This window comes from Bradyrhizobium sp. AZCC 1610 (assembly GCF_036924515.1).
Classification (GTDB): domain Bacteria; phylum Pseudomonadota; class Alphaproteobacteria; order Rhizobiales; family Xanthobacteraceae; genus Bradyrhizobium.
On the sequence record NZ_JAZHRR010000001.1, the window covers coordinates 2,253,522 to 2,268,727 of the forward strand.

Below are 15,206 nucleotides of genomic sequence, written 5' to 3' on the forward strand. Positions count from 1 at the left end.
GTCGATCCACGACAAAGACAAAACAGAATTCGTGAGATGAAAACAAAGGGGAGGTTGCGTTATGGCCTTGAAGCAATGGCTTTTGTCGGGTTTGCTCGCGTCCACATGCCTCGTTTCGATCGCTGCCGCCGGTCCGATCGAGAACTACAGCCCGGTGACTGCCGAGCGACTCAAGAATCCTGAGCCCGGCAACTGGATGCACTATCGCCGGACCTATGACGGCCAAGGATACAGCCCCCTCGATCAGATCAACACCTCGAACGTGAAAAGCCTGACGCCGGTGTGGACGTTCTCGACCGGTGTGGTTGAGGGGCATGAGGCCCCACCGATCATCAACAATGGCGTGATGTTCGTCGCAACGCCGATGGGGCAGGTGATTGCGCTCAACGCCAAGACCGGCGACGAGTACTGGCGATACAAGCGCCAGCTTCCCGAGGACCTCTTTCAATTGCACCCGACCAACCGCGGCGTGGGACTGTGGGAAGACAAGCTTTACCTCGCCACGACGGACGACCATCTGGTCGCGCTCGACGCCAAGACCGGCAAAGTGGTCTGGGATACCAAGGTTCAGGACTACAAGAAGGGGCAGTATCTGACCCTGATGCCGTTGGTCGTCGACGGCAAGGTGATCGTCGGCGGTTCCGGCGGCGAATTCGGCGTGCGCGGTTACATCGTTGCCTACGATGCCAACACTGGCAAGGAGCTGTGGCGAACCTTCACCATTCCGGGCGAGGGGGAACCTGGCAATGAAACGTGGAAAGGCGACGACTGGAAAACGGGCGGCGCACCTGCCTGGATGACAGGCACATACGATGTCGATACCAGGACAATCTACTGGGGCACCGGCAACGCCGCACCCTGGCCGGGCGAAACGCACCCCGGCGACAATCTCTACTCGACATCGGTGCTCGCGCTCGATCCCGACAGCGGCAAGATGAAATCATACTTCCAGTACCATCAAAACGATTCCTGGGACTGGGACGAGGTGGATGCACCGATGCTGATCGACCTGCAAAGGGACGGACGCAGCATCAAGAGTCTGATCCATCCGGGCCGCAACGCGATTTTCTGGGTGCTCGAGCGCAAGCCGGAAGGCATCAAATACGTGGCAGGCTGGCCATTCGTTTATACCGATGTCTGGAAGGGCATCGAGCCGTCCGGCAAGCCAATCGTCGATCCCGTTCACAAGCCGGGCATTGGCAAGCGGGTTGAATTCTGTCCGTCATTGTGGGGCGGCAAGGATTGGCCGTCGGCGGCATATAGTCAGAAAACCGGATTGGTCTACGTTCCGGCCAACGAGAATTTCTGCGGCGGCTTCACCGGAGAGAAAGTGCCGTTGGTTGCCGGCCAGCTTTGGCTCGGAACCAAGCCCGAAGATATCGGCTTGACGCCTCGTCCCGGCGCTACCCACTTTGGCGAGCTGCAGGCGTGGGATCCGGCCACGGGCAAGAAGGCCTGGTCACATAATTTCCCCAAGTCACACCTGTTCGGTTCGGTGACCGCTACCGCGGGCGACCTCATCCTTGTCGGCGGCACCAATGACCGGATGTTCCGCGCCTTCCATGCCAAGACCGGCGAACTGCTTTGGGAGCAAAAAACCAACTCCGGCATCATGGGCATGCCGATCGCCTACGAGGTGGACGGCACGCAGTATATCGCTGTCCAGTCGGGCTGGGGCGTAGACGCGCAGCGCATCCAGGACGCATTGGTGGGCAAGGTCCCTGGCCTGGAGAATAACGTGCCGCAGGGCGGCGTCGTTTGGGTGTTCGCCGTCAAGAAGTGACTGCGAGAAGGCAGGATCCGGCGCCTGGCCGCTGCACAGGCAGTAGTGGCCAGGCGCGCTGCCTCGCCGACAATCTTACGATTTTTCAAGCCGGCCTGTCGCCCGCTTTGCCTGCGGTGAGAGCTAGACACTCGCATTGACGAGCAGCGGATCGACGGAAATCACGAGCTTCAGCGTCCGCAGCGAAAAGGTCGATCGCGTGGGCCGGATGCCTTGAATCCGGTAGAGCTTCTCCCGAAGAAAGCGCTCGTAGTGAGTGGTGTCCGCAAATGAATGTGACAGCGCAAAAATGTGATCGCTCGAAAGTGCTTGCCGTGTGGGCAGCCGGAAATCGGCGGGCGCGTGAGCTGGCCGTGCTGGCATACCGCTTGCAAGCAAAAGGAGACTGATTGGCATCGGTTTGACTGGCCCGTTTCACCTCGCGCGCCGGCGAACTACCGGCCAATGAATTGGCCGGAACCGCCATGACAACCCGAGACTGGGAGAGCCCTATGGATCGCAGGACTGTGTTGAAGGGATTGGCCGGGGTCGGCGGCCTGGCGGCGACGGGCGGCTTTTCGATGCCGGCTCTTTCCCAAGGCGCTGCCGCGCGCACCTTACGCTTTGTGCCGCAGGCTAACCTCGCGAATTTCGATCCGATCTGGGGGACCCAGTATGTCGTGCGCAACGCGGCTGCGCTGGTGTGGGACACCCTTTACGGCCTCGACGCCACGCTGCAGCCGCAGCGTCAGATGGTCGAGTCCGAGGAGGTGTCCGATGACGGGCTGGTCTGGACCTTTCGGCTCCGGCCGGGGCTCAAGTTTCACGACGGCGAGCCGGTGCTGAGCAAGGATGTAGTGGCGAGCCTGACGCGCTGGTCGGCGCGCGATCCCATGGGCCTGATGATCAAGGCGATCCAGAACGAACTGACCGCAGTCGACGACAGGACCTTCAAATGGGCGCTGAAGGCGCCTTATCCGAAAATGCTGCTGGCATTGGGCAAGAACAGCACGCCCTGCGCGTTCATCATGCCGGAGCGCATCGCCCAGACCGATCCGTTCAAGCAGATCCCCGAATATATCGGCTCGGGCCCGATGAAGTTCGCAAAGGGCGAATGGGTGCCCGGCGCCAAGGCGGTGTTCGAGAAGTTCGCCGATTATGTGCCGCGACAGGAGAAGGCATCCTGGCTCGCCGGCGGCAAGCAGATGCTGGTTGACCGCATCGAATGGGTGGTGATCCCGGATCCTGCCACGGCGGCGGCAGCACTTCAGAATGGCGAGGTCGATTGGTGGGAGAGCCCCATCACCGATCTCGTGCCGTCGCTCAAGAAGAACCGCAACATCAACGTCGACATCGCCGATCCCCTCGGCAACGTCGGTTCGTTCCGGATGAACCATCTGCATCCGCCCTTCAACGATGTGAAGGTGCGACGTGCCGTGCTCGCGGCGCTGAGCCAGGAAGACTACATGCGCGCGCTGGTCGGTGACGATACCGCGCTCTGGAAGCCGCTGCCGGGCTTCTTCACGCCGGATACACCGCTCTACACCGAAGAGGGCGGCGAGATCCTGAAAGGCAAGCGCGATCTTGCAATGGCAAAGAAGCTGTTGGCCGAGAGCGGCTATTCAGGCCAGCCGGTCACCTGCGTCGTGGCGCAGGATCAACCGATCACCAAGGCGCAGGGCGATGTCACTGCGGATCTGTTGAAGCAAATGGGCATGAATGTCGACTTCGTCGCGACCGATTGGGGCACGGTCGGTTCCCGCCGCGCCCAGAAAACGCCGCCGGGCCAGGGCGGCTGGGGGATGTTTCACACCTGGCACGCCGGCGCGGACTGCATCAATCCCGCCGCCTACAACGCCATTCGCGGCACTGGCGACAAGGCGTGGTTTGGCTGGCCCACGAGCGCGGCCGTGGAAAAGGAAGTCCTGGCATGGTTCGACGCCAAGAATCTCGATGAGGAGAAGGCTGCGGTGAAGCGCCTCAACAAGGCGGCGATGGACGATGTCGTCTATGCGCCAACCGGCTTCTTCCTGAGCTACACGGCGTGGCGCAAGAACGTCGCCGGTATCGCGAAGGGGCCGCTGCCCTTCTTCTGGGGCGTGTCGAAGAGCGCATGATGGCGCGGTGATCCCACATGCTCTCGTATATCCTCCGGCGTGTCCTCTCGACCCTGCCCGTGATGGGGATCGTCGCGCTGTTCGTCTTCAGTCTGCTTTACATCGCGCCAGGCGATCCGGCCGCGGTGATCGCAGGCGACCAGGCGAGCCCCGCCGACGTTGAGCGCATTCGCCAGGGCCTCGGCCTCGACCGGCCGTTTCTGGTCCAGTTCGGGACCTGGCTCTGGAACATCCTGCATGGCGATCTCGGCACCTCGATCTTCACCAACATGCCGGTCGCCGCGATGATCGCGCAGCGCATCGAGCCGACGTTCTCGCTGATGGCGATTACGCTAGTCCTGACCATCCTTGTCGCGGTGCCGCTCGGCGTGGCGGCGGCGTGGAAGGCAGGGAGCTGGGTGGACCGCACCATCATGGCGTTCGCCGTGTTTGCCTTCTCGCTTCCCGTCTTTGTTGTCGGATACGTGCTTGCCTATGTGTTCGCGCTGCAGTTCGAATGGCTTCCCGTGCAGGGCTATACGCCGTTGTCCCAAGGCGTCTGGCCATGGCTGCAGAACCTCATTCTTCCCGCCCTGGCCCTCGGTAGCGTTTACATCGCGCTGATCGCGCGCATTACCCGCGCTTCCATGCTCGAAGTGCTGCAGCAGGATTATGTCCGCACCGCCCGCGCCAAAGGACTCGACCAGCGCACCATCCTGTTCGTTCACGCGCTGAAAAATGCAGCCGTTCCGATCGTGACGGTGATCGGTATCGGCATCGCGCTACTGATCGGCGGTGCGGTGGTGACCGAAAGCGTGTTCGCCATCCCCGGGCTTGGCCGGCTGACGATCGACGCAATCCTGCGCCGCGATTACCCGGTCATCCAGGGCATCGTGCTGCTGTTCAGCTTCCTCTACGTGCTCGTCAACCTGATGGTCGACGTCACCTACACCCTGGTCGATCCGAGGATCCGCTATTGAGCATCTCCACGTCAAGCACGGCACCGGTGCCGCCGGGCCTCGTCATTGCACCGCAACTGCCGGACCTGCTCATGCCGGTGGCAATCCGGCGCGGCGTCCTCGGCTTCCTGCGCAATCATCCGACGGTTGCGATCGGCGGCGCCTTGCTGCTCTGCCTCGTATTGATCGGGATCTTCGCGCCCTGGCTCGGGACCGTCGATCCGACCGCGCTCGCGCCCGCCAAGCGCACGCGCTTGCCTTCCGCGGATTTTTGGTTCGGCACCGACCTGCTGGGCCGCGACATCTATTCGCGCGTGCTCTACGGGGCACGGGTCTCGCTCACCGTGGGCCTGTCGGTCGCGGTGTTGGCCTCGCTCGCCGGTCTTGCCATCGGCCTCGTCTCGGGTTTCGTGCGATGGGCGGACGGCATCCTGATGCGGTTCATGGATGGGCTGATGTCGATCCCGCCGATCCTGCTTGCCGTCGCGCTGATGGCGCTGACACGCGCGAGCGTCGGCAACGTCATCCTGGCCATCACGATTGCCGAAGTCCCGCGCGTCTCGCGGTTGGTGCGCAGTGTCGTGCTGTCACTGCGCGAGCAGCCCTACGTGGACGCTGCCACAGCTTCCGGCACGCGAACGCCGATGATCATCCTGCGCCACATCCTGCCCAACACACTGGCGCCGATGCTGGTCCAGGCAACCTATATCTGCGCCAGTGCCATGATCGTGGAGTCGATCCTCTCTTTCATCGGCGCCGGCACGCCGCCCACCATTCCGTCCTGGGGCAACATCATGGCCGAGGGCAGGGCGCTATGGCAGGTCAAGCCCTACATCGTGTTCTTTCCTGCCGCGTTTCTGTCCGTCACCGTGCTCGCCGTCAATCTGCTTGGCGACGGCCTGCGTGATGCGCTCGATCCGCGAATGGCCAAAAGCCTCTAACGCATGATCCGGAAAAATGCGTACCGGTTTTCCGATAAGGTTCTGATCTGATGGCGTTGCTCGAAGTCCATAATCTGCAAACCCATTTCCGTACGCCCGAGGGTATCAACCGGGCCGTCGACGGCGTGTCCTTCCATGTCAACGAAGGCGAAACGCTGGCCATCGTCGGTGAATCCGGCTGCGGCAAGTCGGTCACCTCGATGTCGCTGATGCGGCTCATTGCGGAGCCGCCGGGCAAGATCGCGGGTTCCATTCGCTTCCAGGGCAAGGATCTGCTGCAACTCTCCGAACGCGAGATGCGCGCCATTCGCGGCAACGACATTTCGATGATCTTCCAGGAGCCGATGACGAGCCTCAACCCGGTGCTGACGGTCGGCCGCCAGATAGGCGAGACGCTGCGGATGCATCAGGGGCTCGACAAAAAGGCCGCCGAAGCGCGCGCCATCGAGATGCTGACGCTGGTCGGCATCCCCGAGCCGGCGCGGCGCGTGCGCGAATATCCGCATCAGCTTTCCGGCGGCATGCGCCAGCGCGTGATGATCGCCATGGCGCTCGCCTGCAATCCAAAGCTCCTGATTGCCGACGAGCCGACCACGGCGCTGGATGTCACGATCCAGGCGCAGATCCTGCAACTGATGCTGGACCTCAAGCGCCGCGTCGGCGCGGCGATCGTTCTGATCACCCATGATCTCGGCGTGGTCGCTGAAATCGCCGAGCGCGTCATGGTGATGTATGCCGGCCGCAAGGTTGAAGAGGCGCCGGTGGCCGAACTGTTTCGCTCGCCCCGTCATCCCTATACGCAGGGCCTGCTCGGCGCGGTGCCCAAGCTCGGCTCCTCGCTATCAGGTGCGGCGCGGCGGCTTGCCGAGATCCCCGGTCAGGTACCCAGCCTCAAGGGGCGGATCGAAGGCTGCGTCTTTGCCGGGCGCTGTTCGCTGGCGACCGATCTCTGCCGGCAGGTTGCCCCGGGTCTAGAAGAAAAGGGGCCCCGCCACATCGTTGCCTGCCATTACGCGCGCAAGGAGGCGGCCGCGGCATGAGCGCCCCACTGCTCCAGGTCAACGACCTCAAGAAGCATTTTCCGGTCCGTGGCGGTCTGTTCAGCCGCAAGTCCAACTGGGTCTATGCGGTGGACGGCGTGTCCTTTGAGGTCGAGCGTGGCGAGACGCTGTCTCTCGTCGGCGAATCCGGTTGCGGCAAGTCGACTGTCGGCCGGGCGATCCTGCGGCTGTTCGACATCACCTCCGGCCAGGTGGTGCTGGATGGCCAGCGTATCGACGGTCTTTCACCCGGAGGGCTGCGCAGCATGCGCCGCCGCGTGCAGGTGGTGTTCCAGGATCCGTTCTCCAGCCTCAATCCGCGCATGCGCGTGCGCGATATCCTGGCCGAGCCGATCCGCAATTTCGGCCTCGCCAAATCTTCCGCCGAACTCGAGGCGAAGGTTGCGGCGCTGATGGACACCGTGCGCCTGCCGCGCGACGCACTGGGCCGCCGGCCGCACGAATTCTCGGGCGGCCAGCGCCAGCGCATCGGCATCGCGCGGGCGCTCGCCGCGGAACCCGAACTGATCGTCTGCGACGAGGCGGTCTCGGCCCTCGACGTTTCCGTCAAGGCGCAGATCGTCAATCTGCTGCAGGATCTGCAGCGCGAGTTCGGCCTCGCGCTGCTCTTCATCAGTCACGATCTGGCGATCGTCGAGCATATGACGCATCGTGTTGCCGTCATGTATCTCGGCAAGATCGTCGAGATGGCGCCAAGGCAGCAAATCTTTACCGCGCCGAGGCATCCCTACACCAAGGCGCTGCTGTCAGCCGTGCCGGTTCCGGAGCCCGGGGCCATTCGCAACCCGATCATCCTCAAGGGCGACGTGCCGAGCCCGATCAACCCGCCCAGCGGTTGCCGCTTCCACACAAGGTGTCCATACGTGTTCGATCGCTGCCGGACGGAAGAACCCGAGCTTCGGTCGACCGAAGGCGGTCAATGGGTGGCGTGTCATCTCAAGGCGCTGCCAGAGCAGCCGGGATCCGCTCACTGATCCTGTGCTGCGGCGCTCGCTAATCTACTTGGTGCCGTAGGCACGGTCGCCGGCGTCGCCGAGACCCGGCACGATGTAGGCGTTGCCGTCCAGCCCCTGGTCGATCGCCGCAAGCCAGATCGGAACGTCCGGATGAATGCCGCGTATGCGCTCGACGCCTTCCGGCGCGCCGATAAGGCAGACCAGTCGAATGTCGTTCGCACCACGCTCTTTCAGCCGATCGACCGCGGCGACGGCGGAGTTCGCCGTTGCCAGCACCGGCGAGATCACGATCACCAGCCGCTCATGCAGATCGCTCGGCGCCTTGAAGAAATACTCTACCGCCGTGAAGGTTTCCGGCTCACGGTAAAGGCCGATATGCGCAATCCGCGCGGTCGGCACCAGATCGAGCATGCCTTCCGCAAAGGTCACGCCGGCACGCAGCACCGGTGCGAACACGAGCTTCTTGCCCGCGATCTGCGGCGACTTCATATGCGCAAGCGGCGTTTCTATTTCGATATCGGCCAGCGGCAGATCTCGGGTGACCTCGTAACACAGCAGCATCCCGATCTCCTTGAGGAGTTCGCGAAACGACTTGGTTGATCTGTCTTTCTGCCGCAGCAGCGTCAGCTTGTGCTGTACCAGCGGGTGATTAACGATCGTAACGCCGTCCATATCTGTGACCTCGGATCTAGAAAACCGTGCCGTCGCTGATGACTTTCACCGGAGGCGACGCGTCGGCGCGACGTTCGCGCGCCAGCCGTCGGCCCGCAGCCCACGTGCCGCCCTCGAGAATTTTCGCCAGCGGCATCGACGTGGCATCGCGCCCAAGCCGGTGCCGCAGACCATCTGCGACGCGGTCGAGCAGCGCCACCGTCAACGCACGCCACTCCACGACAAGCTGTGACGATACTTCGTGTTCTTGCTGCGCCGCTTCTGCATGGCGAAACGTGAGCACGCCGGTATCGACGAACAGCCCGCCATTGCGATATTCCGCAAGGCCGGTCAGGCCATCGATATCGGTCACGCTGATGCCGGATGTTTGCAGCGGCTCGATGAGAGAATAGGCCAGCCATTGCGAGAGCTTGTGCAGGGGGACCAGGCCGCTGGTTGCATCCGCGGTCGTCAATGCCGGATGCCGCCAGCAGTCGCCGAGCGCGACCCCTCCCAGCGTCAGCCGTGATGGCCAGATCGGCCCGAGTTGTTGCAGCAGTTCCGCTAAAATCGTGGGCGCCGGCAGCGTTCCACCGGCCGCCAGCATCGCAAGCCGGTCGAACAGGCAGCCGGGCCGCGGCGTGTCGCGGCTGCCGAATATGTCCGGCTTCGAGGTCACCAGCTGGCCCAGGCGACGCAACAGGTCGGCGCGGCCGTCCAACCCTACCAGCGGATTGGCATCCGAGACCTGCATGCCGCGCTCGAGGTCGGCAACGCCAAGATTCGCGAGCACGTCGGCATCGACGCGCAACGGCTCAAGCGGCGTCGCCGAGAAGGCGCCACCCGCGAACATGGCCAGGCTGGCCAGCCCCAATCCTTCCGAGCGGCCGATGGCTGATCCGGTTTTTGGATCGCGGTAGCGCCACGATGGACCGGCGCCGGCATCGAGGAAGACGCTGACGATGGCCAGATCGAATTCAGCCCGGGCGCGGGCGGCCCGATCGGCCCAGCCGGTCCGGTCGGCAACGGTAACCCAACGATCGTCTCCATTGGCGACGAAGTGCCGCCAGCGCGAATGAAACGGCACGTCGAACGACGGATAGGCCTTGCGCGTTGTTTCCAGCACCAGATCGATTGCGCTGTCCATGCGATCGAGGTCAATGCGGAAATTCGGCAGCTTGCCGTCAAGGCCGATCGCAAGCATGCGATGGGCGCGCTCGCGGACCGCCTTCGCGCTTAACAATGTCAAAGCGGCTGACGTCTCCGGGTTGGTAGTGGACAAGGCCGCCGCCTCTCTCAGTATTTTTCGAGCGGACGGCCGACCGAGTTGATCAAGTCCTCCTGCTGTAGCGGTTCGGGCGTGTAGTAACCCGCGGCCTTCTTTGCCGCGATTTCCACATGCGCGTCGGCAGGCACAAGATCATCGGGAAGCGGCACGCGCTCGACGATTTCGATGCCCTGACCGGTCAGCGCGTCATGCTTCATGTCGCTCATGGAAATGAAGCGGTCGATTCGCTTCAGGCCGAGCCAGTGCACCACATCCGGCATCAGTTGCTGGAATCGGGCGTCCTGCACGCCGGCGACACATTCGGTGCGCTCGAAATACTGCGCGGCGGCATCGCCGCCTTCCTGACGCTTGCGAGCGTTATAGACGAGAAACTTCGTGACCTCGCCGAGCGCGCGGCCTTCCTTGCGGTTGTAGATGATGATGCCGAGCCCGCCGGTTTGGCCTGCGCGCGCGCATTCCTCGATGCCGTGAATCAGATATGGACGGCAGGTGCAGATATCAGAACCAAACACATCGGAGCCGTTGCATTCGTCATGCACGCGGCAGGTTATCCTGGTGGAGTGGTCCGGAAGTTTGCTGACGTCGCCGAACAGATAGGCCGTCGTGCCGCCGATCGGCGGCAGAAAGACCTGCAGATCGGGTCGTGTCACCAGTTCCGGAAACATGCCTGCGGTCTGCTCGAACAATTGTCGGCGCAGATTGTTCTCGGTGGTGGCGAAGCGCGCCGCCAGGCCGGGCAGATACCAGACCGGGTCGATCGCAATCTTGACCACGGAGACGCTGCCATTCTTGTGCACGACCTCGCCATCTTGCTTGAGCCGCCCGGCTTCGATCGCTGCTTGCAGTTCGGGCAGATCGAGACGGGCACGTGTGATGGCAATGCTTGGACGGATGTCGATGCCCTCAGCGATCTCGTTCGCGAAGTTTTCCGCGGCGAGATGTCCCCAAGGATCGAGCGAGACGATCCGCTGCGGCTCGGCCCATTGTGGAAACGGCCCGATCGTTTCAGCAGGGTGGGTGTTGGTGAGATCCGGACGTCGGATCGGGTCCAGGGCGCCGGATGAAACGGCGAGCGCGCGATAGACCGAGTAGGAGCCGCCATGTGTGCCGATCACGTTGCGGTCCGCCGGACGTGACACCGTGCCAATCACCGGTCCGCGTTCGCGCGCGCTGGCTGCGCCCCAGGTGATCGGGAATTTGAGCTTGGCACCCGGTGCCGGGTGCGACGTAATGCGAATATGATCAATCCGATTGGAACGAGTCATCGCCACGAACCCTGAAACGGCGACGGCCCGCCTGAATAGACGGGCCTGGTCACCAAAAATGAAATCTCAGCAGCGGTTGCGGCTGAGACAGTAGTATAATCAGATTTGGAGCGAGCACAACGGCGATTTGAACGCGGTACCGTTGGGGCCACCTCGGCCGTTAACCCTTTCGACGCAGGGGGCGGCGCTGCCGGTGGTTGCGCCGCCGCGGGTCATCGCCGCAGCGGTGGGATCATTCGTCATGCGCTTGGCGTACTCGATCAGGGGGCGCGCGGCCCGCACGAAGACCCCTCGCTTCGTTGCGTTGGGCGATCGCTGCCGCATCAGTACTTCCGGTCACGGGTTGCGAGCAGAAACGCAGAACTGACGTGCGTCACGCGGATTGTCTCCGGAATTGACTTCGTGTGAACCAAAACTTTAACTGCCGACTTCGATCGAGCCCGACAGGACTCCGAGCTCCGCAGACTGCTCATTTTCATGCAAGCGCCGCCTTAAATGGAAGCATCCAGAAAGTTATCCATGCGCGTCATCAATGTTGCCGCAGCCCAGCTGGGCCCGATTCAGAAAGCCGACAGCCGCGAAGCCGTCGTCAAGCGCATGATCGCGCTGATGGATGAAGCCAAGGCGAGGGGGGCCGACCTGATCGTCTATCCGGAGCTCGCCCTCACCACGTTCTTTCCGCGCTGGTACATGGAAGATCAAGCCGAGGTCGACGCCTGGTTCGAACGCGAGATGCCGAATGCGGCAGCAAGGCCTTTGTTTGAGCGGGCCGCCCAGCACAAGATTGCAATGAATTTTGGCTATGCCGAACTGACGCCGGATGGGTATCATTTCAACACCTGCATCCTCACCGACAAGTCCGCGAAAATTGTCGGCAAGTACCGCAAGATTCATCTGCCCGGTCATTCGGAGTTCGACACGGCACGCGCCTTCCAGCATCTGGAGAAGCGCTACTTCGAGCCGGGCGATCTCGGTTTCAACGTCTGGCGCGCGCTCGGCGGCATCTTCGGCATGGCGGTCTGCAACGACCGGCGCTGGCCGGAGACCTATCGCGTGATGGGCCTGCAAGGCGTCGAGATGGTTCTGATCGGTTACAACACGCCTTCGGTCAATGCCGAGAAGAGCGAGGAGGGGCCTGCGAAGCGGCTGTTCCACAACCGGCTCTCCGCGCAGGCCGGCGCCTACCAGAACTCGACCTGGGTCGTATGCGTTGCGAAGGCCGGGGTAGAGGATGGCCACCCCTTGATCGGCGGCAGCCTGATCGTCGATCCGGACGGTGAGATCGTCGTCGAGGCCAGGACCGAGGAGGACGAACTGCTGGTCCACGCCTGCGATCTCGACGCCACCATCTTCGGCAAGAACACGATCTTCAATTTCGCGCGTCACCGCCGCATCGAGCATTACGGCCTGATCACCAGCCGCACCGGCGCGGTGCTGCCTCCGGAAAACTAGATGTCCGGCATCTCCTTGCTAGCCTGCGACGGAGCGGCCGAAACGTCCGACCAAAGTCAGTGATGCGAGAACTGCACCGTGCCCAGCGCCATGGTCACGGCCGCCTGGGTCGGATCGATCACGGGAATCCCGAGCGCCTGCTCCAGCGGTCGGCGGTGACGCGCCATGCCCGCACAGCCCATCACGATGGCGCCGGATCCGTCTTCGTCCTTGAGCGCGCGTCCGACCTCGATCATCTTCGCGAGCGTTCCTTCGCCCGACGCTGCCTCCGCCACGCTCATGTTGAGCGGCCGCTCCCTGGTCAGGCGATCCATCAGGCCCATCTGCCTGAGGTAACGGACATGGCGGCGAATCGAGCGCTGCGCGATCGCAATGACGCCGAAGGTTTCAGCGCGCGCGAGCGCCGTCAGCACGCCGCATTCGGCGATGCCGAACACCGGCCGGTCGGTTGCTTCGCGGCAGACATGCAGGCCCGGATCGCTGTAGCAGGCAATGACGAAGGCGGCCGAATGGTTGTCACCTTCGACCAGGCGGCGCAGCGGCATCGCCACACCATCGACGTCGGCTTGGCTCTCGATCCCGTAGGGGCCTTCAGTCAGCGTTTCGCAGACGATCTCCGGTCCGCCTTCAAAGCCGAGCGGCTTCAAGGCTTGCTCCAGCCCTTGTGTTACGAGCAGGTTGGAGTTGGGATTGATGACGAGAATGCGCGGCCGGGACATGATGTTTTCCTGCGGGACGACGCGTCGGTCGATACAGCGCGGCCGACAACAAGACGACAATGGAAGCAATGACCATGCCATCCAGTGATGCATGGTCCACTGTCTGCTGCGAAAGCGCAAGGGAGTGTTGCGGCACAGGGAGTGTAGCGGCACGATCCGTGCTTTTGTTCAGTCAATGCAAGACATAGGATTCAGGACTCAATAGTTGGAGAGTTTGCCATGACCGAGCCTGCCTACGATCTTCTCATTCGCGGCGGACGCGTCGCGACCGCAAGCGACGTGTTCGAGGCCGACGTTACCATTTCCGGTGAGACGATTGCAGCCATCGGCCGTGGGCTGCCGGGCGCGCGGCGGGAGATCGACGCGCGGGGCAAGCTGGTTCTGCCCGGCGGTGTCGACAGCCACGCCCATATCGAGCAGCTGTCGGCCGCAGGCATCGTGAACGCCGATACGTTCGAGAGTGCGACCGTCTCGGCAGCCTTCGGCGGCACCACCACCGTGATCCCGTTCGCGGCCCAGCATGTCGGCATGAAGCTGCCGCAGGTGCTGGAGGAGTATCACGCGCTCGCGAGAAAGGGCGCTGTCATTGACTATGCCTTTCACATGATCATCGCCGATCCGACCAGGGAAACGCTGGACGCGGATCTGCCCGCACTGATCAAGCAGGGCCATGGCTCGATCAAGATTTTCATGACCTATGATCGCCTGAAAATCGACGACGAACCGCTTCTCGACATTCTGCTTGCGGCGCGCGACGGCGGCGCGATGCTCTGTGCGCATGCCGAGAACCACGGGATTATCTCCTGGATGGTGAAGCGGCTTCTCGCCCGCGGCTATACCGATCCAAAATATCACGCCATCAGCCATGCCCGCGTCTCGGAAGCGGAGGCCTTCAACCGGCTGATCGGCATGGCCGCGCTCATCGATCAACCGATCATGATCTTTCACGTGTCGACAGCGGAAGGCGCCAGGGTGATCCGCGATGCCCGCGGGCAGGGGCTGAAGGTGTTCGCGGAGACCTGTCCGCAATATCTCTTTCTCACCGCCGACGATCTCGACAAGCCCGGCGTGGAAGGCGCCAAATGGATGTGCAGTCCGCCACCGCGCCGCGCCGCCGATCAGGAAGCGCTGTGGCAGGCGCTTGCCCTCGGCGATCTCCAGACCGTTTCATCCGATCACGCACCGTACCGGTTCGACGAAACGGGCAAACTGCGCGCCGGCTCCAATCCCAATTTCAAGCAAGTGGCGAATGGTCTGCCGGGGCTGGAAGTCCGCTTGCCGGTGCTGTTCGACGCCATGGTGTCTGGGGGGCGTCTGGGGCTTGAAAAATTCGTCGAACTGACCGCGACCGCACCGGCAAAGATCTACAATTTGCATCCGCGCAAGGGCTCGATCGCGGTTGGCGCCGATGCGGATATCGCGATCTGGGACCCGGCGCGCGAGGTCACGCTGAGCGACGCGATGATGCACGACCTCGCAGGCTATACGCCGTTCGCTGGCCGCAAGTTGCGCGGCTGGCCGATTACGGTGCTGTCGCACGGGCGCGTCATCGTGGCGGACGGCAAACGTTCGGTCGAAGCGGGCTCCGGACGTTTTCTCGCACGCACGGGAGGGGAGGCTGCGAAACCGACCGGCCGCCTGATGCCGGACATGGACCCGGAACAGAATTTCGGCGCGACACTTCTATGATCCATCCGCCGCGATGTGTTTGGATTGAGCGATGAGAATCCTTGTTTTCGTTGAAGCCCGCCATGCGGCAAGGACGTCGTGCAGTCCGCCGTGGTCGGCAGTGCCGCCGACGGCAATGAGGAGATTGCCGCCTTTGCTGCCGGGGTCACGCGTGACGCCGGAGGAACTGATGAGTTTCATCCGATTTCAGCTCACCTCATACAAGCGGCCGTCCAAAATCGTTATCCTTGATGCCTTGCCGGCCAGCTCAACCGGCAAGATACTCAAGCACAAGCTTGCGGCGTCCTTGCGTGTCGGAGGTGGTGAAACCCCTCCGGCGCGGACGGTCGAATTTTCGCAGACGGTATATCTAACCTGACCGGGAGAA

Annotated in this window: 14 protein-coding genes; 9 read left to right on the plus strand and 5 right to left on the minus strand. The window is 62.9% G+C overall.

Annotation, left to right across the window (positions count from 1 at the left end):
* The first annotated feature begins 61 nt into the window (after positions 1–61).
* A complete protein-coding gene (locus V1279_RS10745; protein ID WP_334435151.1) occupies positions 62–1,783 on the plus strand; it encodes a methanol/ethanol family PQQ-dependent dehydrogenase in 1,722 nt (573 codons plus the stop codon).
* 123 nt (positions 1,784–1,906) lie between these two features.
* On the opposite strand, the gene V1279_RS10750 is transcribed toward V1279_RS10745, so the two are convergent.
* The gene (locus V1279_RS10750) at positions 1,907–2,179 is read right to left on the minus strand and encodes an Lrp/AsnC ligand binding domain-containing protein (protein ID WP_334435153.1); all 273 of its coding nucleotides are present in this window, start codon (positions 2,177–2,179) and stop codon (positions 1,907–1,909) included.
* Between the two features lie 95 nt (positions 2,180–2,274).
* Between V1279_RS10750 and V1279_RS10755 the strand changes: the two genes are divergently transcribed.
* Genes V1279_RS10755 through V1279_RS10775 form a run of 5 tightly spaced genes read left to right on the plus strand, consistent with a single transcriptional unit; the run spans position 2,275 to position 7,793 of the window.
* Positions 2,275–3,879 (plus strand): ABC transporter substrate-binding protein, encoded by a 1,605-nt coding sequence (locus V1279_RS10755; RefSeq protein ID WP_334435156.1) that lies wholly within the window; start codon positions 2,275–2,277, stop codon positions 3,877–3,879.
* A gap of 17 nt (positions 3,880–3,896) precedes the next feature.
* Positions 3,897–4,838 carry an ABC transporter permease gene (locus V1279_RS10760; RefSeq protein ID WP_334435159.1) on the plus strand — a complete coding sequence of 314 codons (942 nt, stop codon included), beginning with the start codon at positions 3,897–3,899 and terminating at the stop codon, positions 4,836–4,838.
* Positions 4,835–5,758, plus strand: a complete 924-nt coding sequence (locus tag V1279_RS10765; protein ID WP_334435161.1) for an ABC transporter permease — start codon at positions 4,835–4,837, stop codon at positions 5,756–5,758. Before V1279_RS10760 ends, V1279_RS10765 begins: the two co-directional genes overlap by 4 nt.
* A gap of 50 nt (positions 5,759–5,808) precedes the next feature.
* Complete coding sequence (locus tag V1279_RS10770; protein WP_334435163.1) at positions 5,809–6,798, plus strand: ABC transporter ATP-binding protein; 990 nt, start codon at positions 5,809–5,811, stop codon at positions 6,796–6,798.
* Positions 6,795–7,793 (plus strand): ABC transporter ATP-binding protein, encoded by a 999-nt coding sequence (locus V1279_RS10775; RefSeq protein ID WP_334435166.1) that lies wholly within the window; start codon positions 6,795–6,797, stop codon positions 7,791–7,793. Before V1279_RS10770 ends, V1279_RS10775 begins: the two co-directional genes overlap by 4 nt.
* A 24-nt stretch (positions 7,794–7,817) precedes the next feature.
* Here V1279_RS10775 and upp read toward each other — a convergent pair whose 3' ends face one another.
* From upp to V1279_RS10790, 3 genes are all read right to left on the minus strand, one after another.
* Positions 7,818–8,447 carry a uracil phosphoribosyltransferase gene (upp, locus tag V1279_RS10780; RefSeq protein ID WP_334435170.1) on the minus strand — a complete coding sequence of 210 codons (630 nt, stop codon included), beginning with the start codon at positions 8,445–8,447 and terminating at the stop codon, positions 7,818–7,820.
* Between the two features lie 16 nt (positions 8,448–8,463).
* Positions 8,464–9,630, minus strand: a complete 1,167-nt coding sequence (locus tag V1279_RS10785; RefSeq protein WP_442894885.1) for a DUF1688 family protein — start codon at positions 9,628–9,630, stop codon at positions 8,464–8,466.
* A gap of 92 nt (positions 9,631–9,722) precedes the next feature.
* Positions 9,723–10,979 carry a GTP cyclohydrolase II gene (locus tag V1279_RS10790; RefSeq protein ID WP_334435176.1) on the minus strand — a complete coding sequence of 419 codons (1,257 nt, stop codon included), beginning with the start codon at positions 10,977–10,979 and terminating at the stop codon, positions 9,723–9,725.
* A 519-nt stretch (positions 10,980–11,498) separates the two neighbouring features.
* On the opposite strand from V1279_RS10790, the gene V1279_RS10795 reads away from it, so the two are divergent.
* A complete protein-coding gene (locus V1279_RS10795; protein WP_334435178.1) occupies positions 11,499–12,431 on the plus strand; it encodes an N-carbamoyl-D-amino-acid hydrolase in 933 nt (310 codons plus the stop codon).
* A 56-nt stretch (positions 12,432–12,487) separates the two neighbouring features.
* Here V1279_RS10795 and V1279_RS10800 read toward each other — a convergent pair whose 3' ends face one another.
* The gene (locus V1279_RS10800; RefSeq protein ID WP_334435181.1) at positions 12,488–13,150 is read right to left on the minus strand and encodes an aspartate/glutamate racemase family protein; all 663 of its coding nucleotides are present in this window, start codon (positions 13,148–13,150) and stop codon (positions 12,488–12,490) included.
* Positions 13,151–13,369: 219 nt separating this feature from the next.
* Here V1279_RS10800 and hydA point away from each other — a divergent pair, with 219 nt between their 5' ends.
* Together hydA and V1279_RS10810 are read left to right on the plus strand one after the other, a co-directional pair.
* Positions 13,370–14,839 carry a dihydropyrimidinase gene (gene hydA, locus V1279_RS10805; RefSeq protein WP_334435183.1) on the plus strand — a complete coding sequence of 490 codons (1,470 nt, stop codon included), beginning with the start codon at positions 13,370–13,372 and terminating at the stop codon, positions 14,837–14,839.
* Between the two features lie 169 nt (positions 14,840–15,008).
* Complete coding sequence (locus tag V1279_RS10810) at positions 15,009–15,197, plus strand: hypothetical protein (protein ID WP_334435185.1); 189 nt, start codon at positions 15,009–15,011, stop codon at positions 15,195–15,197.
* Positions 15,198–15,206 lie beyond the last annotated feature (9 nt).

Excerpts from the sequence above, each read along its gene's own strand:
- V1279_RS10785 (WP_442894885.1), bottom strand. The coding sequence starts at position 9,630 with ATGCTTGCGATCGGCCTTGACGGCAAGCTGCCGAATTTCCGCATTGAC.
- V1279_RS10770 (WP_334435163.1), top strand. The coding sequence starts at position 5,809 with ATGGCGTTGCTCGAAGTCCATAATCTGCAAACCCATTTCCGTACGCCC.
- V1279_RS10795 (WP_334435178.1), top strand. The coding sequence starts at position 11,499 with ATGCGCGTCATCAATGTTGCCGCAGCCCAGCTGGGCCCGATTCAGAAA.
- V1279_RS10810 (WP_334435185.1), top strand. The coding sequence starts at position 15,009 with ATGAGTTTCATCCGATTTCAGCTCACCTCATACAAGCGGCCGTCCAAA.
- V1279_RS10755 (WP_334435156.1), top strand. The coding sequence starts at position 2,275 with ATGGATCGCAGGACTGTGTTGAAGGGATTGGCCGGGGTCGGCGGCCTG.
- V1279_RS10745 (WP_334435151.1), top strand. The coding sequence starts at position 62 with ATGGCCTTGAAGCAATGGCTTTTGTCGGGTTTGCTCGCGTCCACATGC.
- upp (WP_334435170.1), bottom strand. The coding sequence starts at position 8,447 with ATGGACGGCGTTACGATCGTTAATCACCCGCTGGTACAGCACAAGCTG.
- V1279_RS10800 (WP_334435181.1), bottom strand. The coding sequence starts at position 13,150 with ATGTCCCGGCCGCGCATTCTCGTCATCAATCCCAACTCCAACCTGCTC.
- V1279_RS10750 (WP_334435153.1), bottom strand. The coding sequence starts at position 2,179 with ATGCCAATCAGTCTCCTTTTGCTTGCAAGCGGTATGCCAGCACGGCCA.
- V1279_RS10760 (WP_334435159.1), top strand. The coding sequence starts at position 3,897 with ATGCTCTCGTATATCCTCCGGCGTGTCCTCTCGACCCTGCCCGTGATG.
- V1279_RS10775 (WP_334435166.1), top strand. The coding sequence starts at position 6,795 with ATGAGCGCCCCACTGCTCCAGGTCAACGACCTCAAGAAGCATTTTCCG.
- V1279_RS10790 (WP_334435176.1), bottom strand. The coding sequence starts at position 10,979 with ATGACTCGTTCCAATCGGATTGATCATATTCGCATTACGTCGCACCCG.
- hydA (WP_334435183.1), top strand. The coding sequence starts at position 13,370 with ATGACCGAGCCTGCCTACGATCTTCTCATTCGCGGCGGACGCGTCGCG.